We start from the raw sequence: 24,641 nt of genomic DNA on the forward strand, positions 1-24,641 counted from the left end.
TGTATCAAAGCGCAGCGATTAAACAGCGGCGGCCGTAAACAGTTCTTCCAGCATTCTTTCAACGCCAACCTGCCACTGTGGCAATTGCAGATTAAACGTGCTCTGGAATTTTTCTGTCGACAGGCGTGAGTTACTCGGGCGACGAGCCGGGGTCGGATAAGCACTGGTAGGCACTTTCTTGATGTCCTGTACCGCAAGCTCAATACCCGCCTGACGCGCTTTTGCAAAAACCAGCTCTGCATAGTCAGCCCAGGTAGTCATGCCAGAAGCTACAAGATGATAAAGGCCCGCGACTTCAGGCTTCACCAACGCGGTTCGAATAGCATGAGCGGTACAGTCGGCCAGCAATTCTGCGCCGGTCGGCGCACCAAACTGGTCACTGATAATAGAAAGCGTGTCGCGTGTTTTTGCCAGGTTCAGCATGGTTTTCGCAAAGTTATTGCCCTTCCCGGCATATACCCAACTGGTACGAAAAATCAGATGCTTGTCGCAATGCTGTTGCAACACCTGCTCACCAGCAAGCTTCGTTTCGCCATACACATTAAGCGGCCCGGTCGCATCCGTCTCTTTCCACGGCGTTTCACCATCACCTGGGAAAACATAATCGGTAGAGTAGTGAACGACCCAGGCCCCCAGCTTCTGCGCCTCACGAGCGATAGCTTCAACGCTCTGTGCGTTCAGCAGATAAGCCAGATCGGGTTCCGATTCCGCTTTATCCACGGCGGTATGTGCCGCCGCGTTGACAATCACATCCGGCTGCAAGCGACGTACCGTTTCAGCAACACCTTCAGGGTTGGTGAAATCGCCGCAAAAATCTGAGGAATTAAAATCCAGCGCCGTCAGATTACCCAGCGGAGCCAGCGCGCGCTGAAGCTCCCAGCCTACCTGACCACTCTTACCGAACAAAAGAATGTTCATTACGCGCGATCCTTATAGTTCTGATCGATCCAGTTCGCATAAGCACCGCTTTTGACGTTGCTTACCCATGTCTGATTGTCCAGATACCACTGCACCGTTTTACGGATGCCCGTTTCAAAGCTTTCCTGTGGTGCCCAGCCTAACTCACGATGAATTTTATCGGCGTCAATCGCATAACGACGATCATGACCCGGACGGTCTGCTACCCAGGTAATCAGATCACGATAAGACGTTGTGGACGGCGCGAGTTCACTAAGCAGATCGCAAATGGTATGCACCACTTCGATATTTTTCTTCTCGTTATGACCGCCAATATTATAGGTCTCACCCGGTTTACCCTGGGTCAGCACGCAATAAAGTGCACGGGCGTGATCTTCAACGTATAGCCAGTCGCGGATCTGATCGCCTTTGCCATAAATCGGCAGCGGCTTGCCTTCCAGGGCGTTCAGGATCACCAGCGGGATCAGTTTTTCCGGGAAATGGAACGGGCCGTAATTGTTGGAGCAGTTGGTCACGATGGTAGGCAACCCGTAAGTGCGTTTCCAGGCACGCACGAGATGATCGCTGGAGGCTTTGGACGCAGAATACGGGCTACTTGGTGCGTAAGCGGTAGTCTCGGTGAAAAGCGGTAGCGCTTCGCTGCTGGTCCATTCGTCCGGATGCGGCAAATCACCGTAAACTTCATCAGTAGAAATATGATGGAAACGGAACGCACCTTTGCGTGCTGCATCAAGTTGATTCCAGTAAGCTCGAGCTGCTTCCAACAGCGTATACGTACCTACCACGTTGGTTTCGATAAAATCTGCAGGCCCGGTGATGGAGCGATCCACATGGCTTTCTGCCGCCAGATGCATGACTAAATCAGGCTGGTGCTCGGCAAAAATATGCTCCATGGCGGCTTTATCGCAGATATCTGCTTTTTCAAAAGCGTAGCGCTCGCTGTTCGCTACACTTTCCAGCGACTCAAGATTACCGGCGTATGTTAGCTTATCGACATTAACAACAGAGTCAGCCGTATTCTCAATGATGTGGCGAACTACTGCAGAACCAATAAAACCCGCGCCACCCGTTACCAGAATTTTCATCAAATGGACCTTTATGTCTTAATTATTTAAAGTTGAGCAACGTATTCTTTGAAAGTCATTCCTTTCATATCTTTCTCAGACAGAATAGGATCGGTGACCTGCCAGTCGATATTCAGATCGGTATCATTCCACAGAATACATTTCTCACTTTGCGGATCGTAATAGTTCGTACATTTGTATTCGAAATCGACGGTATCAGAGAGAACGACAAAGCCGTGGGCCAGTCCCGGCGGGATCCAGAACTGCTTTTTGTTGCTTTGGCTAAGGATCACCGATTCCCAGACGCCGAAGGTCGGGGAGTCTTTACGAATGTCGACGGCTACATCCAGCACTTCACCCTGCACCACGCGAACCAGCTTGCCTTGTGGATTATTGGTTTGCAGATGCAGGCCGCGCAGAACATTCTTAACGGAGCGTGAATGGTTATCCTGAATAAAATCAAGATCGATATTCAGCATTTCCTTGTAGCGCTGGGCATTAAAGGTTTCCAGAAAAAAACCACGCGCATCTTCAAAAACGCGGGGTTCGATAATCTTTACACCCGCGATTTTGGTGTCAATAACTTTCATCATCATTCCTTTCGTACTTTTAGTAGGCGCCGTCGCGTTTCAGAACGACGCTGACAGTTTTGAATAATATTACGATATCATTCCACAAAGACCAGTTCTTGACGTACCACGAATCAAAGTAGACGCGCTTTTCATAATCAACGTCATTTCGCCCGCTGACCTGCCACAGCCCCGTCATACCTGGTTTTGCCATACGGTAGTAGTCCGCATCGTCACAGTAACGCAACAGTTCTTCGGCAATAACCGGTCGCGGACCTACAAGGCTCATCTCACCTTTTAATACGTTAAACAGCTGTGGAAGTTCATCCAGACTGGTGCGGCGGATAAACTTACCGATAGGGGTAATACGTGGATCATCACGCAGCTTAAAGTCTTTATCCCATTCCGCCCGTGCAGCCGGATCGTTTTCCAGCAAGTTCTGCAAGACTTCCTGAGAATTCATTACCATTGAACGAAACTTCAGGCATTTGAACAGACGGCCTCGTCGCCCTACCCGTTCATGACCGTAAATTGCATAGCCACCATCTTTTTTGACTTGTAGGCTGAGATAGATAAATAGCGGCGAAAGTATGATGAGCAATAGCGTAGAAACCACGATATCAAACGTCCGCTTAACAAAGCGAGAACTGCGTTTAGCAAGGTTGTTATTTACCCGCAGCAGCAGAACTTCATGACTGAAGATAAACGCCATATCCGTACCGTACAGAGGTACACCACGAATGGTCGGAATGACAGAAATTGAGCGGCATTTTTTCTTGGTCAGGTTTTTAAGCCATCTTTCCAGCTGCTGAGCATCGCTTTCGTCAAAAGCGAGTATATACTGGATGTTTTTATAATCATCGAGGCGGTAAATTTCCTCCTCGGCGCTCAGCACTTTGATGTCTCCGTTAATGGGCACATCATGACCATTGATAGAATAAAAATACTGGATGTCGTAGCCCAGGTTCTTCTCGCTCATCAACGCCTGATAGGCATCATAAGCATTGATGCCACCGCCAAGGATGATGGTCTTTTTCTTCCACATGCCCAGTTTATTGAGCAGCAGCTTGATGAGCTTTCTCCCGACCGGGATCAGAATAAAAATACCAAGCCATGTAAATCCCCAAAGATAGCGGGAAAAATGCCATTTCGAAAATGCCACCATTGCCAGGTCAATTATCGCAAAAATAACAATAGTACGTAGTATTTCTTTGAGTTCATTCCAGAAAGGCTTGCGGTAGGTATAATGTCGTAAACGTATCCCAAACCAGGCGACAGCAATAAAGCCCAATACAAAATGTGAAAGCACACGGAAATTATAATCTTCCTGCGGTAAAAACGGAGAAAGATCGCCCCCAAAAAAGTGCTTCGTTAACCACATTGCCACAAATAAGCACGCAATATAAATACCAAAATCCATTAATGCAAAAAGGTATTTAGGTATAAAATGACGAACACTATTACTCATTATACTCACCTGTTGTAAGCGCTGCTATCCCAGTACCGTCTGTGCATGCTCATCTTTTTTACAAGCGAAAACGGCAGAGATTTGTATTTCAAACCAAGTTTATAGCCAAGTAATTTTGCAGCATTATTAGCAAACGCTTTAGGCAATAATAATGGATTATGTTTAATTAAATAGCTAACTTCTGATTTTATAAACTTGCTCCCTTCTGAGGAGACGCCGTTAAACTCTTTTTGGATCCAGGGTTGATCATAATGAAACACGCCGATATCAAAATAACGCTTGAACTCTTCAATGGTAGAGTAGTTGTGAGAATGGCGCGCCGCTGCATCTGCACAGTAACCGGTTTTTAAATGTTGCTGTATAGCTTTAGCGGCAAAGTACATATCTTCACACAAGATAGTGTCGGTTGGGAAGCCGCCAAGGCGCTGAAAGTCAGCCACCTTGTACGCTGAAAATGAATTCGACATGAAGACTGTTTTAATCCCGCGCAACGGAATATCCTGCTGCTGATTAACGAGTGAACGATCGCCATAGTTGAAGTAACGCGCATGTGCCGCGACAGCATTAGCGTCCAGGTGGGGTAATTGTTTACCGTAGGCCGCACTAAGGTCATTTTCAACCATATAACTAACCAGCTTAGCAACCGCATCATTACTGGCAAGAATGGCATCCTGCGTAAGCAGAACGACATAGTCTTTGTCACGGAAAATATCCATGGCCACGTTACGCGTGCCACCGTGATTAAACTCACTTTGAGCAATCTCATGCACGGTAAAACCATATTGTCTGGCAACCTGCTGTGTATTATCACGGCTTTGAGAATCGACCACTAAAACGTCTGTACCCGGCTGACAGTTCTGATGGATGGCAAGAGCAGCCTGCTCCCACACCTTTCCACCATTATAAGTTACAACCGCAATACCTACCTTCACAGAAGAACTCATTATTTTACGTCCAAAGATTTAAGAATATTATTCGCTAACGCATCCCAGCTTTGGCTGGTCAGAAACGCCGGATCGTCTACAAAAGTGGCAGGAGCAAAAATATTTTTCCCCTCGCAGAAGGCAGTCAGCTTCTCTGCCAACTGCGTGGCGTTATCCGGTTCAAAAAAAGCAACCTTATCGTAATCCCCTATCGTCTCGTGAGCATAAGGGAGATCGGCCGAAAGGATCGGCACATTAAACGCTTTCGCTTCAGACAGCGGAAGCCCCCACGTTTCAAGCTTAGAGGGGAATATTAGGGCATCAGCGTCGTGGCGATACATTTCGTCAAGGCGCTGTTTGCTTTGCAAACCAATAAAACGAATGTTGTTGAGCTGGCGTTTCTCACATTCTTCAATAATGAAATCGCCAAACCGGGTCATTCCTTTATCAAAGGTCAGTAGGATCTCAATCTGTTCGTAAACGGATGGATGATGCTGTTTAAGCCTGTCCATCGCCTCGACCAGCACGCTAAAATTCTTAAATGTTCGCGGAAAAGCAGGATAAAGCAACGTGTTTACACCAGTGCGATGCGTAGTCTCTCTGGTGACATTACCCTGTTTATTCATTTCAGCTACAGGCCGCGCCACCATCATATTGTTGACGCCGTAGGTTTTCTGAAAATAGCGGGCGATCCACTGTTGCTGAACAATTACATAGCGGTTCGCTTTTATATTAATACCGTACAGGAATCGATAAAACTTTGTAAAAAGGTAAAATGTACGGTCATATTTTAAATCAACAGCGCTGGACTGATAAAACGGTGAAGGATTATGGCAATAGACAAACTGAGCAGGCGTTGCCACCCGTGCGGACATATCATGCAGGCAAATCCATGCGTCAGGTTTGATCTCCTGGCTTAACCTGTAACTAGTCAGGAATTCAAATTTCAGACGTTTAAACCAGCTGGTTTTGATCTCTTTGTACTCGCGAAATTCAACATTCGGCAAGCCGGTAAACTCTTGAAACAGTGCAGTATCGTGTACCAGACAGATGAGTTTGACGCCAGAAAATCGGCTAAAGGTGGCAATCATGGTCCGGTAAACGGTTAAAATTCCGCCTTCTACCATATTGACGCCTGAAAGAACAATTAGCTTATCCATTAATCAACCAAAGTATTGAAAAGATCATGCTGTAGGCAGGACGCTCTTTATTATAAGGCATCACATTCTCTTTTAAAAAAGCGATTCTTTGCGCTAACGGTATCCTGCGATGCATATCGTTAAAGGTCAGCAGAGCCAGCATCATTCTTGCCGAAATAACCGAACGCTGAATGCCAGATAGTGTTTTACGGACCCGTTTAATACGTGCTGAGAAACCGCGCTGGTGCGCGCCCACTACGTTAGCCGAATGCTGGCGATAGTTGACCAGCTTTTCCGCCAGATAAAACACATTTCCCGCGCGCGCGGCGTGGAAAGCATACCAGTGATCGTGCATGGCGATATTATCGGGAACCAGACCAGCCACCTTCAACAGTGCGGAGTTCATTATCGTAGTACAGCCATATACCGATGAGCGCCAGGTCAAGTAACCCAGCGCCAGATTATGACGCGGGTTTAAATGTGAGAAGCGGTAAAAGTCTTCGTCAAGAACGCTGAGGTTTTCATCGACCACTCGCAAGTTCGAGAACCCCAGGCACGGGACTTTTTGACCTTCTACCCACTCGTGCTGACGGATCTCTGTGAGCATCAGGGCAATTTTATTGCTTTCCCAAACGTCATCCTGATCACAGAAAAAAATATACTCCGCCCTGCTATGACGAATACCATTATTAAAGTTTTGCACTACACCTTTCGCATCTGAGCACACATAGCATGAGACTCGAGGGTCTCGTAACGCAATATCGTTAACAATGCTGACCGTATTATCTTCAGAACCATCATCAGTAACAATAACCCGAAGTGCGGTATGCGTTTGATTCAAAATTGAATCAATCTGTTCCTGAATATATTTCGCGCCATTATGGGCGGCGAGGATCACATCAACAGTAATATTCTGAGTCATAAATCCAGAAGCCTCATTCACGATGAGTACTTCCCTCCTTTGCCCATAATGCCATCCAACAGCCCCTGTATAATAAATTTAATACGTGTTTTCCGCGGAGCCAGTAGCGCAAAGAGAGGGATTTTTTTCAAAAGCAGCGTAAGAACGTAGAACTTGTATTTTGTAGTAAAACTCTCGGATTTGAGGGAAAAGATCCAGTTACGTACCAGGTAATATTGCCTTACTGGCGAACCAATTCGTACTTCCCGATTGAATAATCTGGGATAATCATTTTCACCAATATTGTGATGCATCAACACACGTGTCGACTCAAAAGAAAGTAGCCCTTTAGTTCGTGCCCGATAGCTCCATTCAACATCAATCATGTCGATAAACCATTCGCTTTTGAACAATCCGACATCTTTAAATGCCTGAAGGGGAAAAAGCGCACCTGAAGAAATAATAAAATCTTTCTCAATCAACCCTTTGTTTTGCGACTGCTGATTGATGACTGGCCCCAGGCAGGCAATGGGATATTGCTGTTCATAACATTGATACTCTTCAATCATATCGCGACAAAACGTGCTGGCAATACGCGAATCCTGATCGAAAGTAAAAACAAAATCATAACCTCTATCAATGGCCTTTTGCACCCCAATATTCTGAGCCGCGGCAATGCCGATGTTATCGTTTAATCGAATAACTTCAACACCTGGATAATCAAGAACTTTGGCGGGTTCGCTATTATCAATAATCAGAACCTGAGTCACCTGAGGGAGCAAAACTTCAATAAATTCATCCAGTATGGTGATATCTGGATTATACGTTACAATAATTGCTGCTGATGTAGAATTCATAATATTAACTGTTATGTCTGCTGGTTTTCTTTGCAACAATATTTAACAGCAATGCATCAATCGCCACGCGTCCTGTCCATGCGATTGCTGTACCCAGTAAGCCAAAGTGTAGCGTTAAGAAATATAAAACAACGAGATAAGGAACCACTTCAATAAGATGAATAAACGCCGTGAATTTCGCCAGTCCGGCCGCCTGAATAAGGGAGTAAGGAATTTGCGCGATGGCGTTAAAATAAAAACCAATAATAAGCACCTGCAAAATGACGGCAGAATGCTCGCCTACATCGGCCCCCATCCACAACGTCATTAACGGCTTAGCAAAAAGCAGACAGATAACTACGATGGGAATGCAAGCAACGGACATCAGCAAAAAGCTTTGTTTTTCGAGTCTCGCTCGTTCCCCACTATCCTGAGCATAACTGAGTTTCGGGAACAGTGCCCTGGCAAGTGCCGCAGGTATATTTAACAAGCGTCCTACGCCTTCTGAAGGCGCAGTGTAATAAGCTATTTTATTGGCACCGAGCAGGTTAGAGACCACAAAGCGGTCGAAATACACCATCATTGGACTGATGATGTTACTCACAGTTAGCCATCCACCAAAGCGGATGAGACGGGAGAAAGTGGCACGATTGAAATGAATACCGCTGCTGAAAATAATCTTCCGGCAAATCACCAGAGTGATCAAAAAAGAAATTAAACGACCAATCACCAGGCCAGCGATCGCCGATGTCAGCGACGGCGTAAACATACAGCACAGCGCAGGCAATCCGGCAATGGCTGAGTTACTGATTGAACGCTGGACGTTGATATTAATAAAGTTTTCATGCCCCTCAAGCCAGGCTAGCCATACCTGGTTTAGAAGGTAAACAGGGATAATAAGCGCAAGCATTAAAAAACAACTGCGTGCTTCAGAAGCCATGTCCGCTGAAATTTTTAACAAGCTGCTAAGATGAGGGATGCTTAACAACAGCAGAAAGGCGGCCAACAGCCCCAATACAAAAACGACGATACCTGCAGTAGAAATAATATATTGCTGCTCTCGCATGTCCTCACGGAACATCGAAATCTCTCTTATCACCGCCCTGCTCAACCCTGCATCAAAAATACTGGCATAACCTACGATGGCAAAAGCAAGCGTGAAAATACCAAAAGCCTCCACACCAATTGCGCGAGCCAAAAAACCTAATGCAGGCACTGCGATCAAGGTTGGGATCGCGAACCCTGCCAGATTGTAAACACTGTTTTTTATTAAACTCATACATTTTCTACATCATTAAATGAACAGTATGCAAAGAGAACAAAAGGCACGCTACCGCCCCTGGCTTGACAGCTACCAGTGCACTGATTTGTATCCTGAACAGAGAACCCGGCTGAAACGAACGTTCCCGACCGCGCATAAGCCAAAAATTTGCTCCATTGTCCCTGGTATCATTAGCAGATACAAGCGACAATTTAGATTGATTATCAACCATTTGTGTAACTTTTGTTCTGCTAAGGTAGCATACCAGAACTTTATAGTTGCAGCAGACACCTGTTACATTTTTCACTGCCAGACTTACGCCTGAAGCATGTATCGCCCCGCCATCAGAGGGATTCACTCTGTGCAAATCCTACTACATCCAAAGACCTTCTATCCCAGTCTGGCACACATAATCACATCGTTATGATAAGAGCCTTTGAACAGGACATTGTCTCTGTGTAATGTCACTAAAATTAAGGTGTGTGAAGGGTTACCAATGCTGCGCCATTATAGTCGGTTCTATTCATATTTCCACTGAATGCATAGGCCATTTGAGATGACGATGAAGCCAAATATTGCGCTTACGGTATACCTTTTCAGCAATGGGAGCGCTAAGAATCATCGCAATTATTTGCATGCTCACGATTACAGCTAACCGCTGGATTAGCTTAATGATTTAGCGCCAAAAACTAAGGGTTTTATGTTAAGGAAGGGGAATCCAGGGAGAAACTCGTGGGGGTGATAACATCAAATGTAAACCCTGTCCTCTGGAGGCCAGGGTTTGAAGCAGGCGAAACAAATGCCCTTTACTATAAATCGTTTAATCGCCACCAAATAAATCGCGCGTATACACTTTCTCTACCACGTCTGACAGTTCATCAGCCATACGGTTAGAAACAATAACATCCGCTTCTTTTTTGAACGCAGCCAGATCGCGCACTACGCGTGAGTGGAAGAACTCATCTTCCGCCATTACCGGCTCATAAACGATAACCTCTACACCCTTTGCTTTGATACGTTTCATGATCCCCTGAATGGAAGAGGCACGGAAGTTATCAGATCCGCTTTTCATAATGAGGCGATAGATGCCGACGACCTTCGGCTTACGCGTCAGGATAGAATCGGCGATAAAGTCTTTACGAGTGCGGTTAGCATCCACGATAGCAGAGATGATATTGTTTGGTACGGATTGGTAGTTCGCCAACAACTGCTTGGTATCTTTCGGCAAGCAATAGCCGCCATAGCCAAAGGAAGGATTGTTATAGTGGCTGCCGATACGCGGATCCAGGCAAACACCCTCGATAATCTGCCGTGTATTGAGGCCTAAGCTTTCGGCATAGCTGTCCAGTTCGTTAAAGTATGCAACGCGCATCGCCAGATAGGTATTGGCAAAAAGTTTAATCGCTTCGGCTTCTGTCGAATCGGTAAACAGGACCGGCACATCTTTCTTGATGGCTCCTTCTTGCAGCAGTGCCGCAAAACGTTCGGCGCGCTCAGAACGCTCGCCGATAACAATACGCGACGGATGCAGGTTATCATAAAGCGCCCTGCCTTCGCGTAAGAATTCTGGGGAGAAGATTATGTTATCAGCGTTCAGCTCTTGCTTAATCGCTTCGGTAAAACCAACCGGAATGGTTGATTTAATAATCATTACTGCCGAAGGGTTAATCTCAAGCACGTCCCGAATCACGCTTTCCACCGATGAGGTGTTGAAGTAATTGGTTTTAGGATCGTAGTCTGTCGGGGTTGCAATGATGACATAGTCAGCATCACGGTAGGCTTCTTGCTTATCTGTGGTGGCGCGAAAATTCAGATCCTTCTCAGCCAAATATTGCTGGATCTCTTTATCGATAATAGGCGACTTTTTCTGATTTAACATGTCCACTTTAGCCGGGACAATATCTAATGCCACGACCTCATGATTTTGAGCAATCAAAATCCCATTTGATAAACCAACGTAGCCTGTACCAGAAATTGTTATTTTCATTAGAGAGCAACTTTTGTGAGTTTAAATGTGGAGGGAGATGACTATACAGCCACCGCGATACCCATTAGCTGTGAGAGTTTTTAACCCCTGAGCTTATAGGCTGTCAAGTGGGGCATTTTTGAGCGTACATACACAATACCGAGTAACACTAAGGTTTTTCTTATAATTATTAAGAAACGAGCGTGTAAATTAAGGAATGCAAGCAAAAAAGCCCGGGCTATTATTTCCCCGGGCTTTATTCTAACAGTGGTCTAAATCAGATTAATCCAGCCACTCGGTGTGGAACACACCGTCTTTATCAGTACGTTTGTAAGTATGCGCACCAAAGTAGTCACGCTGCGCCTGAATCAGGTTGGCAGGCAAAACAGCGGAACGATAGCTGTCATAATAGGCAACAGCAGCGGAGAAGGTCGGCACGGGGATACCATTCTGAACTGCATACGCCACAACATCACGCAGCGCTTGCTGATAGTCGTCAGCAATCTGCTTGAAGTAAGGCGCTAACAGCAAGTTAGCGATACCCGCATTTTCGGCATAAGCATCAGTGATCTTCTGTAGGAACTGGGCACGAATGATACAGCCCGCACGGAAGATCTTCGCAATCTCGCCGTAGTTGAGATCCCAGTTGTGCTCATCAGACGCGGCGCGAAGCTGTGAGAAGCCTTGAGCGTAAGAAACAATTTTGCCCAGATAGAGCGCACGACGAACTTTCTCAACGAACTCAGCTTTATCAGCAGCCGGTTTCGCCTGTGGGCCACTCAGCACTTTAGATGCGGCAACACGCTGCTCTTTGAGAGACGAAATATAGCGTGCAAACACAGACTCAGTGATCAGCGACAGCGGCTCGCCCAGATCCAGCGAACTCTGGCTGGTCCACTTACCGGTACCTTTGTTGGCTGCTTCATCCAGAATCACATCAACCAGATATTTGCCCTCTTCATCTTTCTTAGTGAAGATATCTTTGGTGATGTCGATCAGATAGCTGCTCAGCTCGCCTTCATTCCACTCGGTGAAAATAGAAGCCAGCTCATCGTTAGACAGGTTGAGGCCACCTTTCAGCAGAGCGTAAGCTTCTGCGATCAGCTGCATGTCGCCGTATTCGATACCGTTGTGTACCATCTTCACATAGTGCCCTGCACCATCCGGACCGATATATGTCACGCAAGGTTCGCCATCTTCCGCAACGGCAGCGATTTTGGTAAGGATTGGTGCTACCAGTTCGTAAGCATCCTTTTGACCGCCAGGCATGATTGACGGCCCTTTGAGCGCACCCTCTTCACCACCGGATACGCCAGTACCGATAAAGTTGAAGCCTTCTTCAGACAGCTCACGATTACGACGAATGGTGTCCTGGAAGAAGGTGTTACCACCATCAATGATGATGTCACCTTTGTCCAGATACGGTTTCAGGGAATCAATGGCGCTGTCAGTACCTGCGCCCGCTTTCACCATTAACAGGATGCGACGCGGCGTTTCAAGAGACTCAACAAACTCCTGCACCGTGTAGTAAGGAACCAGTTTCTTACCCGGGTTCTCGGCGATAACCTCTTCGGTCTTTTCACGGGAGCGGTTGAAAACGGAGACGGTATAACCACGGCTTTCGATGTTGAGCGCCAGGTTGCGCCCCATTACTGCCATACCGACGACGCCGATCTGTTGCTTGGACATTATGTACTCCTGTCAGGTGTGGTCATCACTTAATGAGTGATTTGATCGTATAACGGACAGTCAGTGAATATATACCATTCTATCTAATAATCACAGGCCTTATCATCGCCTCAGACTGAAAATTGACAACCTCTACACGAACCATAACCCATTAATTTTTATGATGTTTTTTTATGGCTTTTACTACATAAAAAGAAAAATAATAGATTGATTGGAAAATATTAAACTGCAAGTATTTTCGGTAAAATTCCCATTGAGTCTTCAAAATTTTAATTTTGTTTGATGAAAGAGAATCATGCCCTTCCCTATAATAAGCTAAAACCTCATTCAAACCCCAGGCAAAATTTATTTTCTGTAGTATAAGTAGCCATAATGCCATATCTTGTCTCTTACGAATCGTTGGCATGTAAACCTTGCCTAAGAGAGATGCATCATAAACTGCCGTTAAACATCCAATTATGTTGGATTTAAGCAACTCTGAATAGTTGACTTTTGATTGAGGTGAAATAACAGACTTTAAATTGTTGTTATTATCAATTTTCTGATAAGCGGTATAGGTCAATGCATGATTATTTTCAAGCATAAACAAAATTTGCCTGCTAAGTTTTTCAGGATGCCAAAGATCGTCGCTATCTAAAAAGGCTATAAATCTGCCCTCTGCATAAGAGATTGAATTATTTCTTGCTACGCCAGCACCACTATTATCCTTCATAATCCAATACTTTATTCTTTTATCCTTTCGAGCATAGGTGGTTATGATTGAAATTGTATCATCAGTAGAGTTATCGTCAGTTATTAATAATTCCCAATTAGTATAAGATTGCGCCAATATAGACTCAATACTTTTTTTAATCGTATTCGAACAATTATAGGCTGGCATTATAATAGAAACTAAAGGTTGCATATAATCTCACCAAATTAAATTTTTAATATCCCGATATAATTAAAAAATGGTCATTTGACCGGCCTACTATCTTTAAATCATATTAACAATTTTAAACCTAAAAAATAATAGTTTTTAAGGTAATATTTTATTTATAAAACAACCTTACCAAAACACGCGCTTTGTAATCCAGAAAATGACATGTCAATATAAGCTCGTGTGATAATTAATTATGACCTGAAATGATTTTTTTCGTAAAAAATAGATTTATTTGAACTTTAGCATATGAATGTAATTCATTCAAAGTATTATATATTGTTGCCGTTTTTGTGTACATCGTGCGACGATTTTATTAATTTTGCAGGGACCCCTGCATAAACTCCTGCTACATCATTTGAAGATAAATAAACTGAGTTAGCTGCCACTACACTTGACTCAGGAACAGTTGAACCGGCTGTAATTGTAACATTTGCTCCAATCCAACTCCCGGCCCCGATTACGATCGGTTTCAATTGCCGAATACCAAAGCGATAAGAGCCATTCAACATTGTATGATTTCCTGCAACTACAACTGAATTTATGCCAATGAGTACGCCATTCTTTAAATGAATCTCACCACCAGTATTAATAACACAACCGGTTGCGAGAAAAACATCATTACCAACAAATAATTTATCTATACCCAAAATTTTTGTATTATTTGAGACCTGGAAATTACTCCCACAGCTTGGCATAGCAAATGAATATAGCCAACCACGGAATCGCATGATCAACTTTTGATCTGGCAAAAAGAAAGTAAGAGTAAAAATAAACCATGCATATAATAAACCTAATTTACTCTTCATTATGATCAATTAACCTTTTCTTTAATTGCTTCTCTGACAATTGAAACCCAATAGCGTTGAGTGCAAATTTTTTTCATATTAAAAGCCCCTGCCTTCAATCTATCATATAGTTCCTGGTCCGAATAAAGACGATTTAAAGCATTAAAAATAGAATCCGAGGAACCTCTATCAATTATCAATCCATTAGTCTCATTTTTCACAAAGGCCTTAATACCGCCAACATCAGAGACAATTACAGGTTTACCATGATACCAAGACTCCATAATAACCCTTGGAAATCCTTCGTAATAATTGTTAGATGGAACGATAGTTACATCAGAATGATTGTATGCCTCTGATATTTCAGAATGCGCAAGCTGACCTGTGAATATTATATTATTTACCTTTTTTAGTGCGATCATATTCTTACATTTAGCTAAATCTGGCCCATCACCAACTATAGTTAAATGAAATAAATTTGGTTTTTTTGCCACAGCATTAATTAATTCAAAGATACCTTTATCTTCGACGATACGTCCAACAAAGAGTATATTCAGTATTTGTTTATTCTCTTCCAGAGGAACTTCAGAATTATTTATTTCTGAGACCACATCTTTAATCATAATGTCGACAAATTGATGTGTATTCTCAGGATTAGCTTTTTTACTAAATTCTTCTAAAGCATCCCCTGTACATAAATTGATTGTATAAGGAGAGGAACATATTTTTTTTAGCATTGCTAAAATCAATCTGGACGTAATAAAACCAAATATTTTCTCAATGAGACTATATTTTTTATCTTTCCAGGTGTTAGATGCATCAGCACACATATGATTAATTAATATTTTATTATACTTAAGAACTCTCATTCCAAAAATTACTGCGCCAATTGATGGCGTTCTTATCCAAAATATTTGATGATTATCATTGTTAATGACAAAGTCGCATTTTTTTATAAATTCTTTTAAGAAATTTTTCTGGGTTAGGCTTTTGACAATGAAATTTTTGGTAGATGAATAATAAGGAAAAGCAACAAAGTTTTGTTTATGCACATGGCTGCTTGCTTCGTTTGCTGGCAATGTATTACCAGTTACGGGGGCCAATACAAGCAAATCCGCATCCTCAGTGACTTGCTGTAAAAATGCCGCTGAGGTTGGTTTTGCATGATAAAACTCACCTTCGTTCCAATAATTTTCACCCAGAAATGCGACTATTTTTTTCATTTATTTTCTCTATTTTTTTACTTTGGATGGATACGGATAGATAATTTGCCACCGTCTCGCGCCATCCTAATTTAAGTTAAATCAAAGCTAACAACCTGTAAGGTCATCTCAGACAAACGAGTTCAAACTTACTTTTTAAGAGACTTTTTCGCTATAAATATTCCAACGCTAGTAACATTTAAAATGCTAGTCACAAGTTTCGGTTTAAGAAAATCATATTAATAAGAAAGCCAAAATATAAATTTAAGCGCTTAAATTTCAGCTTAATAACTAAATATAATTTAATATCCAAGGTAAAACTTTACTAAACGAAACCATGAAGTAGAGGATAAAAAAAACTATATTATATCGAATTAAGACGCCTGCTATAAGCGACTCCATAATTATATTTATTAATAGATATCGACCAGAGAGTACCGCAATTGAAGATGTTGAAATAATAAAAAGCAATATTAACAAATTATAAGAAATTAAAAGTTTATCACTACTGTTATTTTCTAATTTATTTTTATAAGTGTCAGCAAACATAATAATTATAATTAATTGCATTGCTGCATACAGGAAAGATATTAATGATTTACTCTCTAAATATAATGACCCCAAATAATATTCAAACCTAGTATAAGGCAGGATAAATATCACCACGGATTTAGATATAAAATATGATACAATAGCTGCAATTATTATAAAATACTTATATCTCATTACATTAGAGAAAGAATATTTTTTTAGCAGCCATAAAGATAATATATATAACATATACAATATAAGCAATCCGTAATGAAAAGTACATATTGCCAATAAAATTACATGTTTTATAGCATTCCTGCTAATACTTAAAGCGAGCAAAAATAAAATCCCGCCCAAGAAAAAACGCACTTGAGTTCCCAAAACATTAGCGATGAAGAAAAAGTTAACAATAAGAAAAAGAACTTGAAAGGCTTTCTTTGATATAAAGAAATATAATGAGCATATAATTGATATAGTAATAAACCAAAAATCCTGAAAATTTAAGGATAAATGGTCACGCAAAAATGATTGATAAATTTCAAAACCTATATCGAAAGACCATCTTGCAGAGGTATAATTTAAATAATAATTCATTATATCAGGGTTCAGCCCCTGATCATAAAACGCTAAATCAAAAAAAAAGTATATAAATATAGCACCAATTACAGCACTAAAATAATTAGCAACCCTTGATATATTCATTTTAATTTTGTTCGCCACTGTAATTAATTAAAGGCTTAGAAAGGAAATACCATGTATAAACTACAGATAAAAATAGCTCAACCGAAGAGGCAAGGTGAACATTTTTAGTTTTATTTACCATGAAAAAATCAACATAGTTTAGTTGTTCTATTTTACTCATAAATTTTACCTCCTTCATCTTTCTGAAATAATTAACAATGCGACTTAATACTTCTATTTTACTTTAAGCTAAAAAAACTATAAGCAATTTAATCGTGAATATTTTTAATATATATATTACAAAATAATCTATAATATAATCATTTATAATAATAAATATTTGTCATTAATTTCGCAACTATAGAAATACCGATTTCCGTAAATTATACAACGCTCAAAAATCTCAAAGAATCAAGCCCATTGGATATTATCTTAATAAGCCAAGCATAGTTAAAGAACGTTTGATGGAAATTTTGCAAAAAATTCCCAGACAGGATATAAGCAATTTTTCTTTGTATGAATACCGTATTGCCCTAATATAATGACCATGTTTAATCATACTTCTCACAATAACGTTACGCTTAAAACCTTTAATGGCTCTTTGATTAAGATAAGATGAATATTCATCTAACCACTTTAAGGAAAAATTATAATCATTTAACTTTGGAATCTGAATGAACTCGTATAACACTTCTTTTCCGAGAAAAAATTTTGCACCATTTTTCTCTAAAGATAAACAAAACTGGTAATCCTGATGCCTTTTTAAAGCATGAAATTTTACTTTATCAAGCATATCCCTTTTAAGAAAAATTCCGCTAGTTTGGATTAGCCCATTATTGCAAAAAAGATACTCTCCTACTGTTTCATCGTTTGACTTTGCTCTACCCGGTCTTACAAAGCTTCTTCTGGATTCAATAATCTTACATTTCGAATAAAGGACTACCTTGTCATCGTTTATTTCTTCAAAAAAATTTAATTGTCTCTCAAGTTTATAGGGATACCAAATGTCATCGTAATCCAAAAAGGAAATGTATTCTCCTATGGCATTGCTTATACCAATTGTCCGAGCTAACCCCCCCCCTTTATTTGTATCTAATTTAATTATTTTAATTCTTATATCAGATATATCTTTTAATTCTTCGTTTGCATCTACCGGAGAATTATCATCAATAACTAATACTTCTATATCCCTGATAGTTTGCGCCAATACACTTAGAACGGCCTTTCCAAGTATGCCACGCGTAGCAGTATAGAAAGGTATAATAATACTTATTTTAGTTTTATTCATTTCATATGCCATAGTTAGTTAAAGTTAACTTTCTCGGTAATGCTTACCGCTAAAAAAACCTTTAAAAACATATTGAAGATTAATATTACCTTTCTTAATTTTTAAAGCAATGAGTGTATTTATAATTATTAATCTCGACATACTTTTGATTATTTCCCTAAACGATTTATAATATCTTAACTGCAATCCTATATCATAACCTCTTTCTTTCACCCTGAAATGCGATAACTCATCGCCATTAACATTTAATCTTGACAGGGAATGATTTATTGGTGCGATAATTCTAATACATTTACATAATTTTAACTGGTACATCCTGTGAAAAAAAGTGGTATCCACACCATATAAATAAAAGCGTTCATCAAATACTTGACCGTATTTTTTATGTAAAATATTAACAACTTCATTGCCTAATGTAATACCACTACCTATTGACATTACACGGTCATTTTCTGCACATTGCTGTTCAACGGAAACCAATTCCCCATTTACTTCAGGGCCAACAACCTCTCTACCGGAATGGATAATAGGTATTAATACTTCATTCCCTCTGGCAGAAAGCACTGCATTAATAAATTCCCTATTAACGATAGAGTCGTCATCTAAAATTAAATATTTTTCGCTTTTATTGCTTTGGATGAAATCATTATATATTCTTGCCAAAGATTCATTTTTCAGTGATTGAACAATATTCAAATTGAAATCATGGCAATTATTGAAAACATCTACATTTTCTTTAATTCTATTTGGACCATTATTATAAATACATAAGTTAATTTTTTCAAAAAACATATTTGCATATGCTAACGAGTTTATCGTATTTGATTCATTAATTTCTTTATTATACAAAATAACCAAAATTGATAACTTGTATTCATTCATATTATTATGCCTGTTCTATGTAACTCATATAACGTAAGTAATACGATAGATAAAATCATGGGCACCATTTTTATAAAAAATTTAATTGGGTTTTTTTTAAAAACTTTTAAATATAATAACAAATAAACCTGGAAGAAATTTATCACCATCGCACACAGAAGGAGCCATACGATTAGAATGACGTTTTTCTCGATCACACCAACAATGATAGCAGATATCATAAATAAAGCAGAGAGCAAACCACTATAAAACAAATACTGCGGTTTATTCAAAGACTGAAAAAAACTCCCACTTGTGGAGGTAACTACTTGAACAGGAATAGTGATTGCTAATATTTTAATTATTGGAATAACACTATACCACTGAGCTCCAAGCATTAGATGGATAATTTCTTTTGCAAAAAAGAAAATTATAACACCGCAGAGAGTACCCAATATTGATAATTTAAATGTTAATGAAACATGAATCTCTTCAACTTTAGCTCTATCACCAGAATACTGTCTTAAGAAAGGCTGAATCGCAGGAGTCATAGCAAAAGTCAAAAGCATTAGAGGGTACTTCATTATTTGATAAGCTTTATCATAAATACCAAGAGTAGTTACTCCTATATATTTTCCTATCAAAATATTATCTAAGTTTCTGGAAAAGTAGTTTACTACATTAAATAAAAATTGGTAAACGGAAAAAGTCATTAACGGTTTTACTGCCATTAAATCAGAACCAAACTTGGGCCGCCCTACATTAATTCTATTACAATAATAAAATTTAAAAATAAAATTCAATGTTGACAGCGCTAAATATTTCGAGGATAAAGCATAAAGTGGTTCTATCACAAAAGACAACACCACTGCTATTAATGTTGAAAAAAATTCTGCTAAAGCTGCTGAACTTGCAATTTTATAATAACATTGTTCACGTAATAAAAGTGCATTTGGTAATGACGTTATAGAGAACATAAGTACTGACAGTGCTATAAAAGGAGTGACTTTTTTCGTTTGTTCTACACCATAAAAATCAGCGCCTAAATGAGAAACTAAGTAAAAAAGTATTGATAAAATGAATCCCATTAAGAAGGTGAAAGAAAAAATCCCATCTCTATCCTTCTCTTTTAGTTCATGCAAGTTAATGATTGCAGGACCAAGACCAGCCTCCGACAATAATTGAAAGAAAACAAAAAAAACGACTACTGCAGCAATAATTCCATATGTTTCTGGAGTGAATATCCTAGAAAGAATCATTAATGAAATAAGATTCATTAGATACACAAGGTACCTTCCAAGCATACTTTTTGCGATAGCTTTATATAATGCGATGTTTGCTTTCATATAAACTCTGACTTTATAATATATAATTTAAAATAACTTGCTTGCTAAACATATACTTTATAACTAAAGCAATGTTTTAAAAAAAATCCAACTAAGCGGACAATAACCACTTGTTCTTTAAATGCATATAAAACCAAAAATCACCAAAATATATTTTATAGCAAACCAGAAATAATTTGAGAGGAGTTTAATAGACTATTTAATTTAACATAAAGAAGAATATTAATGTTTATATAGTATTTTATATGGCACATCAAACAATCCATACGGGGTAATAGACGCCAGATAATCACGCTACCGCTCCTGGCTCAACAGCTACCAGTCAACTGTAACACAACCTAACTTTTGCATCTCTATAAATATACAAACCCAAAATATTTTACGAGCTTTGCTGCAAAGTAATACCATTATTATATGAATCTTTCGCTGACACAAGAAAATTCTTAAGATATATGATAAAACCCGTCGTAATTGCACAAACAGCTAAAATATAAAACGGCAGTAGATTATAATCTACTGCCGTTTATAGGATGTCTAATTCATCCCGCCCAACATTAGTTATTCAGCATTAAGCAACTTTTTAATACTATCGCGGAATTTAGCACCCTCTTTCAGATTCCTCAGGCCATAATTCACAAACGCCTTCATGTAACCCATTTTCTTACCGCAATCGTAGCTATCACCCGTCATGAGCATCGCATCAACCGATTGTTTCTTCGCAAGTTCAGCGATAGCATCAGTCAATTGGATACGATCCCATGCTCCAGCTTCAGTATGTTCCAGTTCCGGCCAGATATCGGCAGAAAGGACATAACGGCCTACAGCCATCAGATCGGAATCCAGCGTCTGCGGCTGATCGGGCTTTTCAATAAACTCAATAATACGACTGACTTTACCTTCGTTATCAAGAGGCTCTTTGGTCTGAATAACAGAATATTCAGAGAGATCGCCTTCCATCCGTTTTGCCAATACCTGGCTACGCCCTGTCTCATTAAAGCGAGCTACCATGGCAGCGAGGTTATAGCGCAACGGATCCGCGCTGGCGGTATCGAGGATAATATCCGGCAGAACAACAATAAAAGGATTATCGCCGATAATCGGGCGAGCACAAAGAATCGAATGGCCCAGGCCAAGCGGCTGGGCCTGACGCACGTTCATAATGGTCACGCCTGGAGGGCAGATAGACTGCACTTCGGCTAGTAGCTGGCGTTTGACGCGTTGCTCCAGCAGAGCTTCCAGCTCATAGGACGTGTCAAAATGGTTTTCTACGGCGTTTTTAGAAGAGTGAGTGACCAGAACGATCTCTTTGATCCCTGCGGCAACAATCTCGTCGACGATGTACTGTATCATCGGCTTGTCGACAATCGGTAGCATCTCTTTTGGAATAGCCTTGGTGGCGGGCAGCATATGCATGCCTAAACCGGCTACCGGGATAACTGCTTTTAAATTAGTCATTTTTAACATCCACCTGTTAATAGTTCATGAAGTATAGACTTTCACGCAATGATAACCAGTTACCATGTCGTCGCTTTCGGGCTTCCTGATAAACCAAAGCCATGTGCAGCTATTCTACACCTCATAACCTGCCCGTATCGCCTCGGATGAATCGGAAAGAGATTGCTTTGTTAGTAAGCTTTTCTTTTGTTTCCACACATCTTTATGAAACAAGCTACAACAACCCCCCTTCTGAACTATCCTTTTATTCCGTTACAAACGTGATGTCATCTTTTTTATCCTGGACAAACTCATACTGCAAAGTACGATCAAGTCCCTGCGATAACGTAAAGGGAGCCAAAAAACCTGAGCTATGGACTTTTGTCGCATCAAACTGTGTTGTCGCACAAAACTTCTTCACCCTTACAGCGCTTATTGCAAATTTTTTACCCGTCAATTTACTAAGGATATCGAAGCATAATCCGCCAGCCATGCCTACCGGGTAAGGCAGATGAACGGAAGGGATTTTCTTGTTAAGGCTTTTCTCAACTTCACTCACCAGTTGGTTCATATTGAGATCGGCCTTATCAACATAGTTGAAAACCTCATAACCAGGCCTGACGTTTTGCAGCCTGAACTTGATAAAGCTAACAATATTCCCAACGTAAGCCATTGATTTATAGTTTTTCCCTGCCCCTACCATCGCGAATTTTCCGCTCGCAATTTGTCTGAGCAAGTTATAGACATTGCCGCGGTTTCTTTCGCCAAAGATGACAGTGGGCCGAATGATGGTCAATGAACGCTCAGAAGGCGATTTGTTAAACCATTCACGCAATACTTCTTCAGCCTGCCACTTACTTTTACCATAATGATTAAAAGGATCGTGTGGGTGGCTTTCATTCGGATTGGTTTTATTGAGGCCATAAACAGCCACGGAACTTGTGAATATGATATTTTTGACGCCATTTTTTTCCATGGCGGCAAGAACGTTGCGCGTGCCTTGTACGTTTACGTCATAATAAAGTGAAGTGGGACTTACATCATCTCGATGTTCAGCCGCAAGCAGAACTACCGTCTCATAACCCGCTAATCCAGTATCCAAATCGGCCTGATTGCGGACATCGCCGATTAACGTTAGCTCTGGATAGAAGTGGCTTTGATTTTTATCTAAGTTCCTGATTAAGAAGTCACTTTTTGACTCTTCAATCAGCCTTGTCCCTACAAACCCTGAGGCGCCAATAAAGCAGACTTTATTATTCATATTCGCTATTGAGTTATATCGCACCAGAATAACAATCAACATCCTTATCAAGGAGTTAATCGCTGTAACAAGATGCGACTTTTCCTAAAGATAATTGATTATAATCATTCGGTGAATGATATCCAGTAGGAAAATGGCATATAGCGTTTTTTTACCATTTTTGGTTGGAAAAGCCGGAGAATCATTTCCCCGGCAAATGAAAGTTCACCCCCTCCACCCTCGCCACTTTCTGATCCACCCGGTCAATGTCAACCGAGACATCCCCTTTCTCGTTGACAGCCCTGATGTTCGCCATTGACAGCAGCGTGTCGTCGCGGGCCATGAACTTGCCGCGCACGTCTTTACGCAGGTCGAAGTTGAGCTTCAGCGCAGGGCCACGACGGCCTTCCTGCATGACGTTGATGTTACGCATGAAAAGATGCTGCGGTTTGTTATGAAACTCCAGCGAGGCGCGGGTGGTCGTGAGGTTGGTGATGGAGACGAACGAGGTGGCGTTACCTGAGGAAATTTGAATGCCGCGCAGGTTCCATGGCAGATCGCCGTTATTGATGCGGATATTATTCAGGCGGAAGTTCTGCGGAATAGAGAGATAATTACCTTTGATGACGCCGTAACCAATTAGCATTCCGGCACTGTTTTCCATATCAATATTATCAATGACGAAATTATCACAGCCATAAATAGCCACCGTGGCGTTATCAATGCCGGCGTTTTTACTGTAATCCGGGGTAATATCCCGCGCTTTAACGTTACGGATAATAAAATGTTTGCCGTTTTCGACGTGCACCAGCTGGCGGCAGTGGCTGCCGGTGATGTTAGCGACGACAAAGTTTTTTACCGTCATATGTTCCGGATAGTCGTTATCGTAGGTGCTGCCCGCGAGACCGATGCCGATGCCCCAGTTGATTTTGCCGTTGGTGCAGTCGATGTGTTCAATCACATGGTCTGAAATCAGAATATCGCGGTCGTTGATGGCGACGTTCCACTCAATCGCATCGCCTTGCAGGTAGCTAAAGTGGATGTGCGTGATTTTCGCGTTCTCCACCGCGTCGTGAAATCCCTGACGCAGAATGCCGTAGTTGGCTTTGGTGACGGTGATGTTATCAATCGTCAGGTTACGCATGGTCTGCTTTTTTTTGGTGCCGATAAAGATCTGCGCCACCGGACCATAGCCGCTCAACGTTACCCCCTGGATAACGCAATCCGAGCCGCGCACGTCGAGCATGATGTTATACAGGCTGGAGCCTGGCTTGCCGAGGATCTGACAGCCTTCGCTAAGGTTAAACCGGCCACGCCCATTACCTTTTAGCGCGCCCAGTACGCGCAGGGTTTTCCCCGGCGGCATGGTGATACTGGTGTTGATGTTATCGCATACCACGCCTTTGGGGACCTCAACGGTGTCCGCCGCCGCAAACGCCAGTCTGAAGGCGCGGATCCAGTCGTTGCCAGTATTGAAATCACGAATGTCTACCGCCTTCTTACCGTCAAGAGCGCGGGCCAGCGGACTGTGAAGCAGAGGGAGTACGGCAAGCGCGGAGCTTGCCGAGAGGAAATGACGGCGGGAGAGTTCTTGCGGATGTTTACCCATGGGACCTC

Annotated in this window: 22 protein-coding genes; all 22 read right to left on the bottom strand. The window is 41.3% G+C overall.

From position 1 onward, the window contains the following. Positions 1-18: 18 nt before the first annotated feature. Positions 19-918 carry a dTDP-4-dehydrorhamnose reductase gene (rfbD, locus tag ACMGGS_RS20855; protein WP_414164200.1) on the bottom strand — a complete coding sequence of 300 codons (900 nt, stop codon included), beginning with the start codon at positions 916-918 and terminating at the stop codon, positions 19-21. Then, complete coding sequence (gene rfbB / locus ACMGGS_RS20860; protein WP_414164201.1) at positions 918-2,003, bottom strand: dTDP-glucose 4,6-dehydratase; 1,086 nt, start codon at positions 2,001-2,003, stop codon at positions 918-920. Before rfbB ends, rfbD begins: the two co-directional genes overlap by 1 nt. Positions 2,004-2,029: 26 nt before the next feature. After that, on the bottom strand, positions 2,030-2,572 hold the full coding sequence (gene rfbC / locus ACMGGS_RS20865; RefSeq protein ID WP_414166329.1) for a dTDP-4-dehydrorhamnose 3,5-epimerase: 543 nt from the start codon (positions 2,570-2,572) through the stop codon (positions 2,030-2,032). A 19-nt stretch (positions 2,573-2,591) separates the two neighbouring features. Beyond that, positions 2,592-4,019, bottom strand: a complete 1,428-nt coding sequence (wbaP, locus tag ACMGGS_RS20870) for an undecaprenyl-phosphate galactose phosphotransferase WbaP (RefSeq protein ID WP_414164202.1) — start codon at positions 4,017-4,019, stop codon at positions 2,592-2,594. 5 nt (positions 4,020-4,024) lie between these two features. After that, on the bottom strand, positions 4,025-4,963 hold the full coding sequence (locus ACMGGS_RS20875) for a glycosyltransferase family 2 protein (protein WP_414164203.1): 939 nt from the start codon (positions 4,961-4,963) through the stop codon (positions 4,025-4,027). Then, positions 4,963-6,102 (bottom strand): glycosyltransferase, encoded by a 1,140-nt coding sequence (locus ACMGGS_RS20880; protein ID WP_414164204.1) that lies wholly within the window; start codon positions 6,100-6,102, stop codon positions 4,963-4,965. Before ACMGGS_RS20880 ends, ACMGGS_RS20875 begins: the two co-directional genes overlap by 1 nt. Beyond that, on the bottom strand, positions 6,095-7,003 hold the full coding sequence (locus ACMGGS_RS20885; RefSeq protein ID WP_414164205.1) for a glycosyltransferase family 2 protein: 909 nt from the start codon (positions 7,001-7,003) through the stop codon (positions 6,095-6,097). Before ACMGGS_RS20885 ends, ACMGGS_RS20880 begins: the two co-directional genes overlap by 8 nt. Positions 7,004-7,020: 17 nt before the next feature. Beyond that, positions 7,021-7,839, bottom strand: a complete 819-nt coding sequence (locus ACMGGS_RS20890) for a glycosyltransferase family 2 protein (protein ID WP_414164206.1) — start codon at positions 7,837-7,839, stop codon at positions 7,021-7,023. Between the two features lie 4 nt (positions 7,840-7,843). Next, on the bottom strand, positions 7,844-9,097 hold the full coding sequence (locus tag ACMGGS_RS20895; RefSeq protein WP_414164207.1) for a flippase: 1,254 nt from the start codon (positions 9,095-9,097) through the stop codon (positions 7,844-7,846). 802 nt (positions 9,098-9,899) lie between these two features. After that, on the bottom strand, positions 9,900-11,066 hold the full coding sequence (gene ugd / locus ACMGGS_RS20900; protein WP_414164208.1) for a UDP-glucose 6-dehydrogenase: 1,167 nt from the start codon (positions 11,064-11,066) through the stop codon (positions 9,900-9,902). Positions 11,067-11,327: 261 nt separating this feature from the next. Next, positions 11,328-12,734: an NADP-dependent phosphogluconate dehydrogenase gene (gene gndA / locus ACMGGS_RS20905; protein ID WP_103674171.1), complete on the bottom strand. Its 1,407-nt coding sequence runs from the start codon at positions 12,732-12,734 to the stop codon at positions 11,328-11,330. Positions 12,735-12,885: 151 nt separating this feature from the next. After that, positions 12,886-13,638, bottom strand: coding sequence for a glycosyltransferase family 2 protein (locus ACMGGS_RS20910; RefSeq protein WP_414164209.1), 753 nt, complete (start codon positions 13,636-13,638; stop codon positions 12,886-12,888). Positions 13,639-13,925: 287 nt separating this feature from the next. Next, positions 13,926-14,462 (bottom strand): acyltransferase, encoded by a 537-nt coding sequence (locus tag ACMGGS_RS20915; RefSeq protein WP_414164210.1) that lies wholly within the window; start codon positions 14,460-14,462, stop codon positions 13,926-13,928. Positions 14,463-14,467: 5 nt separating this feature from the next. Beyond that, positions 14,468-15,664 carry a glycosyltransferase family 4 protein gene (locus tag ACMGGS_RS20920; RefSeq protein WP_414164211.1) on the bottom strand — a complete coding sequence of 399 codons (1,197 nt, stop codon included), beginning with the start codon at positions 15,662-15,664 and terminating at the stop codon, positions 14,468-14,470. A 270-nt stretch (positions 15,665-15,934) separates the two neighbouring features. Next, positions 15,935-16,876, bottom strand: coding sequence for a hypothetical protein (locus ACMGGS_RS20925; protein ID WP_414164212.1), 942 nt, complete (start codon positions 16,874-16,876; stop codon positions 15,935-15,937). Between the two features lies 1 nt (position 16,877). Beyond that, positions 16,878-17,036: a hypothetical protein gene (locus tag ACMGGS_RS20930; protein WP_414164213.1), complete on the bottom strand. Its 159-nt coding sequence runs from the start codon at positions 17,034-17,036 to the stop codon at positions 16,878-16,880. Positions 17,037-17,282: 246 nt separating this feature from the next. Further along, on the bottom strand, positions 17,283-18,143 hold the full coding sequence (locus ACMGGS_RS20935; RefSeq protein ID WP_414164214.1) for a glycosyltransferase family 2 protein: 861 nt from the start codon (positions 18,141-18,143) through the stop codon (positions 17,283-17,285). Between the two features lie 24 nt (positions 18,144-18,167). Then, positions 18,168-19,025, bottom strand: coding sequence for a hypothetical protein (locus ACMGGS_RS20940; RefSeq protein WP_414164215.1), 858 nt, complete (start codon positions 19,023-19,025; stop codon positions 18,168-18,170). After that, positions 19,022-20,350 carry an oligosaccharide flippase family protein gene (locus ACMGGS_RS20945; protein ID WP_414164216.1) on the bottom strand — a complete coding sequence of 443 codons (1,329 nt, stop codon included), beginning with the start codon at positions 20,348-20,350 and terminating at the stop codon, positions 19,022-19,024. Before ACMGGS_RS20945 ends, ACMGGS_RS20940 begins: the two co-directional genes overlap by 4 nt. 558 nt (positions 20,351-20,908) lie before the next feature. Beyond that, on the bottom strand, positions 20,909-21,805 hold the full coding sequence (gene galF / locus ACMGGS_RS20950; RefSeq protein WP_414164217.1) for a GalU regulator GalF: 897 nt from the start codon (positions 21,803-21,805) through the stop codon (positions 20,909-20,911). Between the two features lie 244 nt (positions 21,806-22,049). After that, entirely contained in the window at positions 22,050-23,045 is a 996-nt protein-coding gene (locus tag ACMGGS_RS20955; RefSeq protein WP_414164218.1) for an NAD-dependent epimerase/dehydratase family protein, read from the bottom strand. Between the two features lie 181 nt (positions 23,046-23,226). Continuing rightward, on the bottom strand, positions 23,227-24,633 hold the full coding sequence (gene wcaM, locus ACMGGS_RS20960; protein WP_414164219.1) for a colanic acid biosynthesis protein WcaM: 1,407 nt from the start codon (positions 24,631-24,633) through the stop codon (positions 23,227-23,229). Positions 24,634-24,641: the final 8 nt, after the last annotated feature.

Source organism: Superficieibacter sp. BNK-5 (assembly GCF_047456055.1).
In the GTDB taxonomy this organism is placed as follows: Bacteria; Pseudomonadota; Gammaproteobacteria; order Enterobacterales; family Enterobacteriaceae; genus Superficieibacter.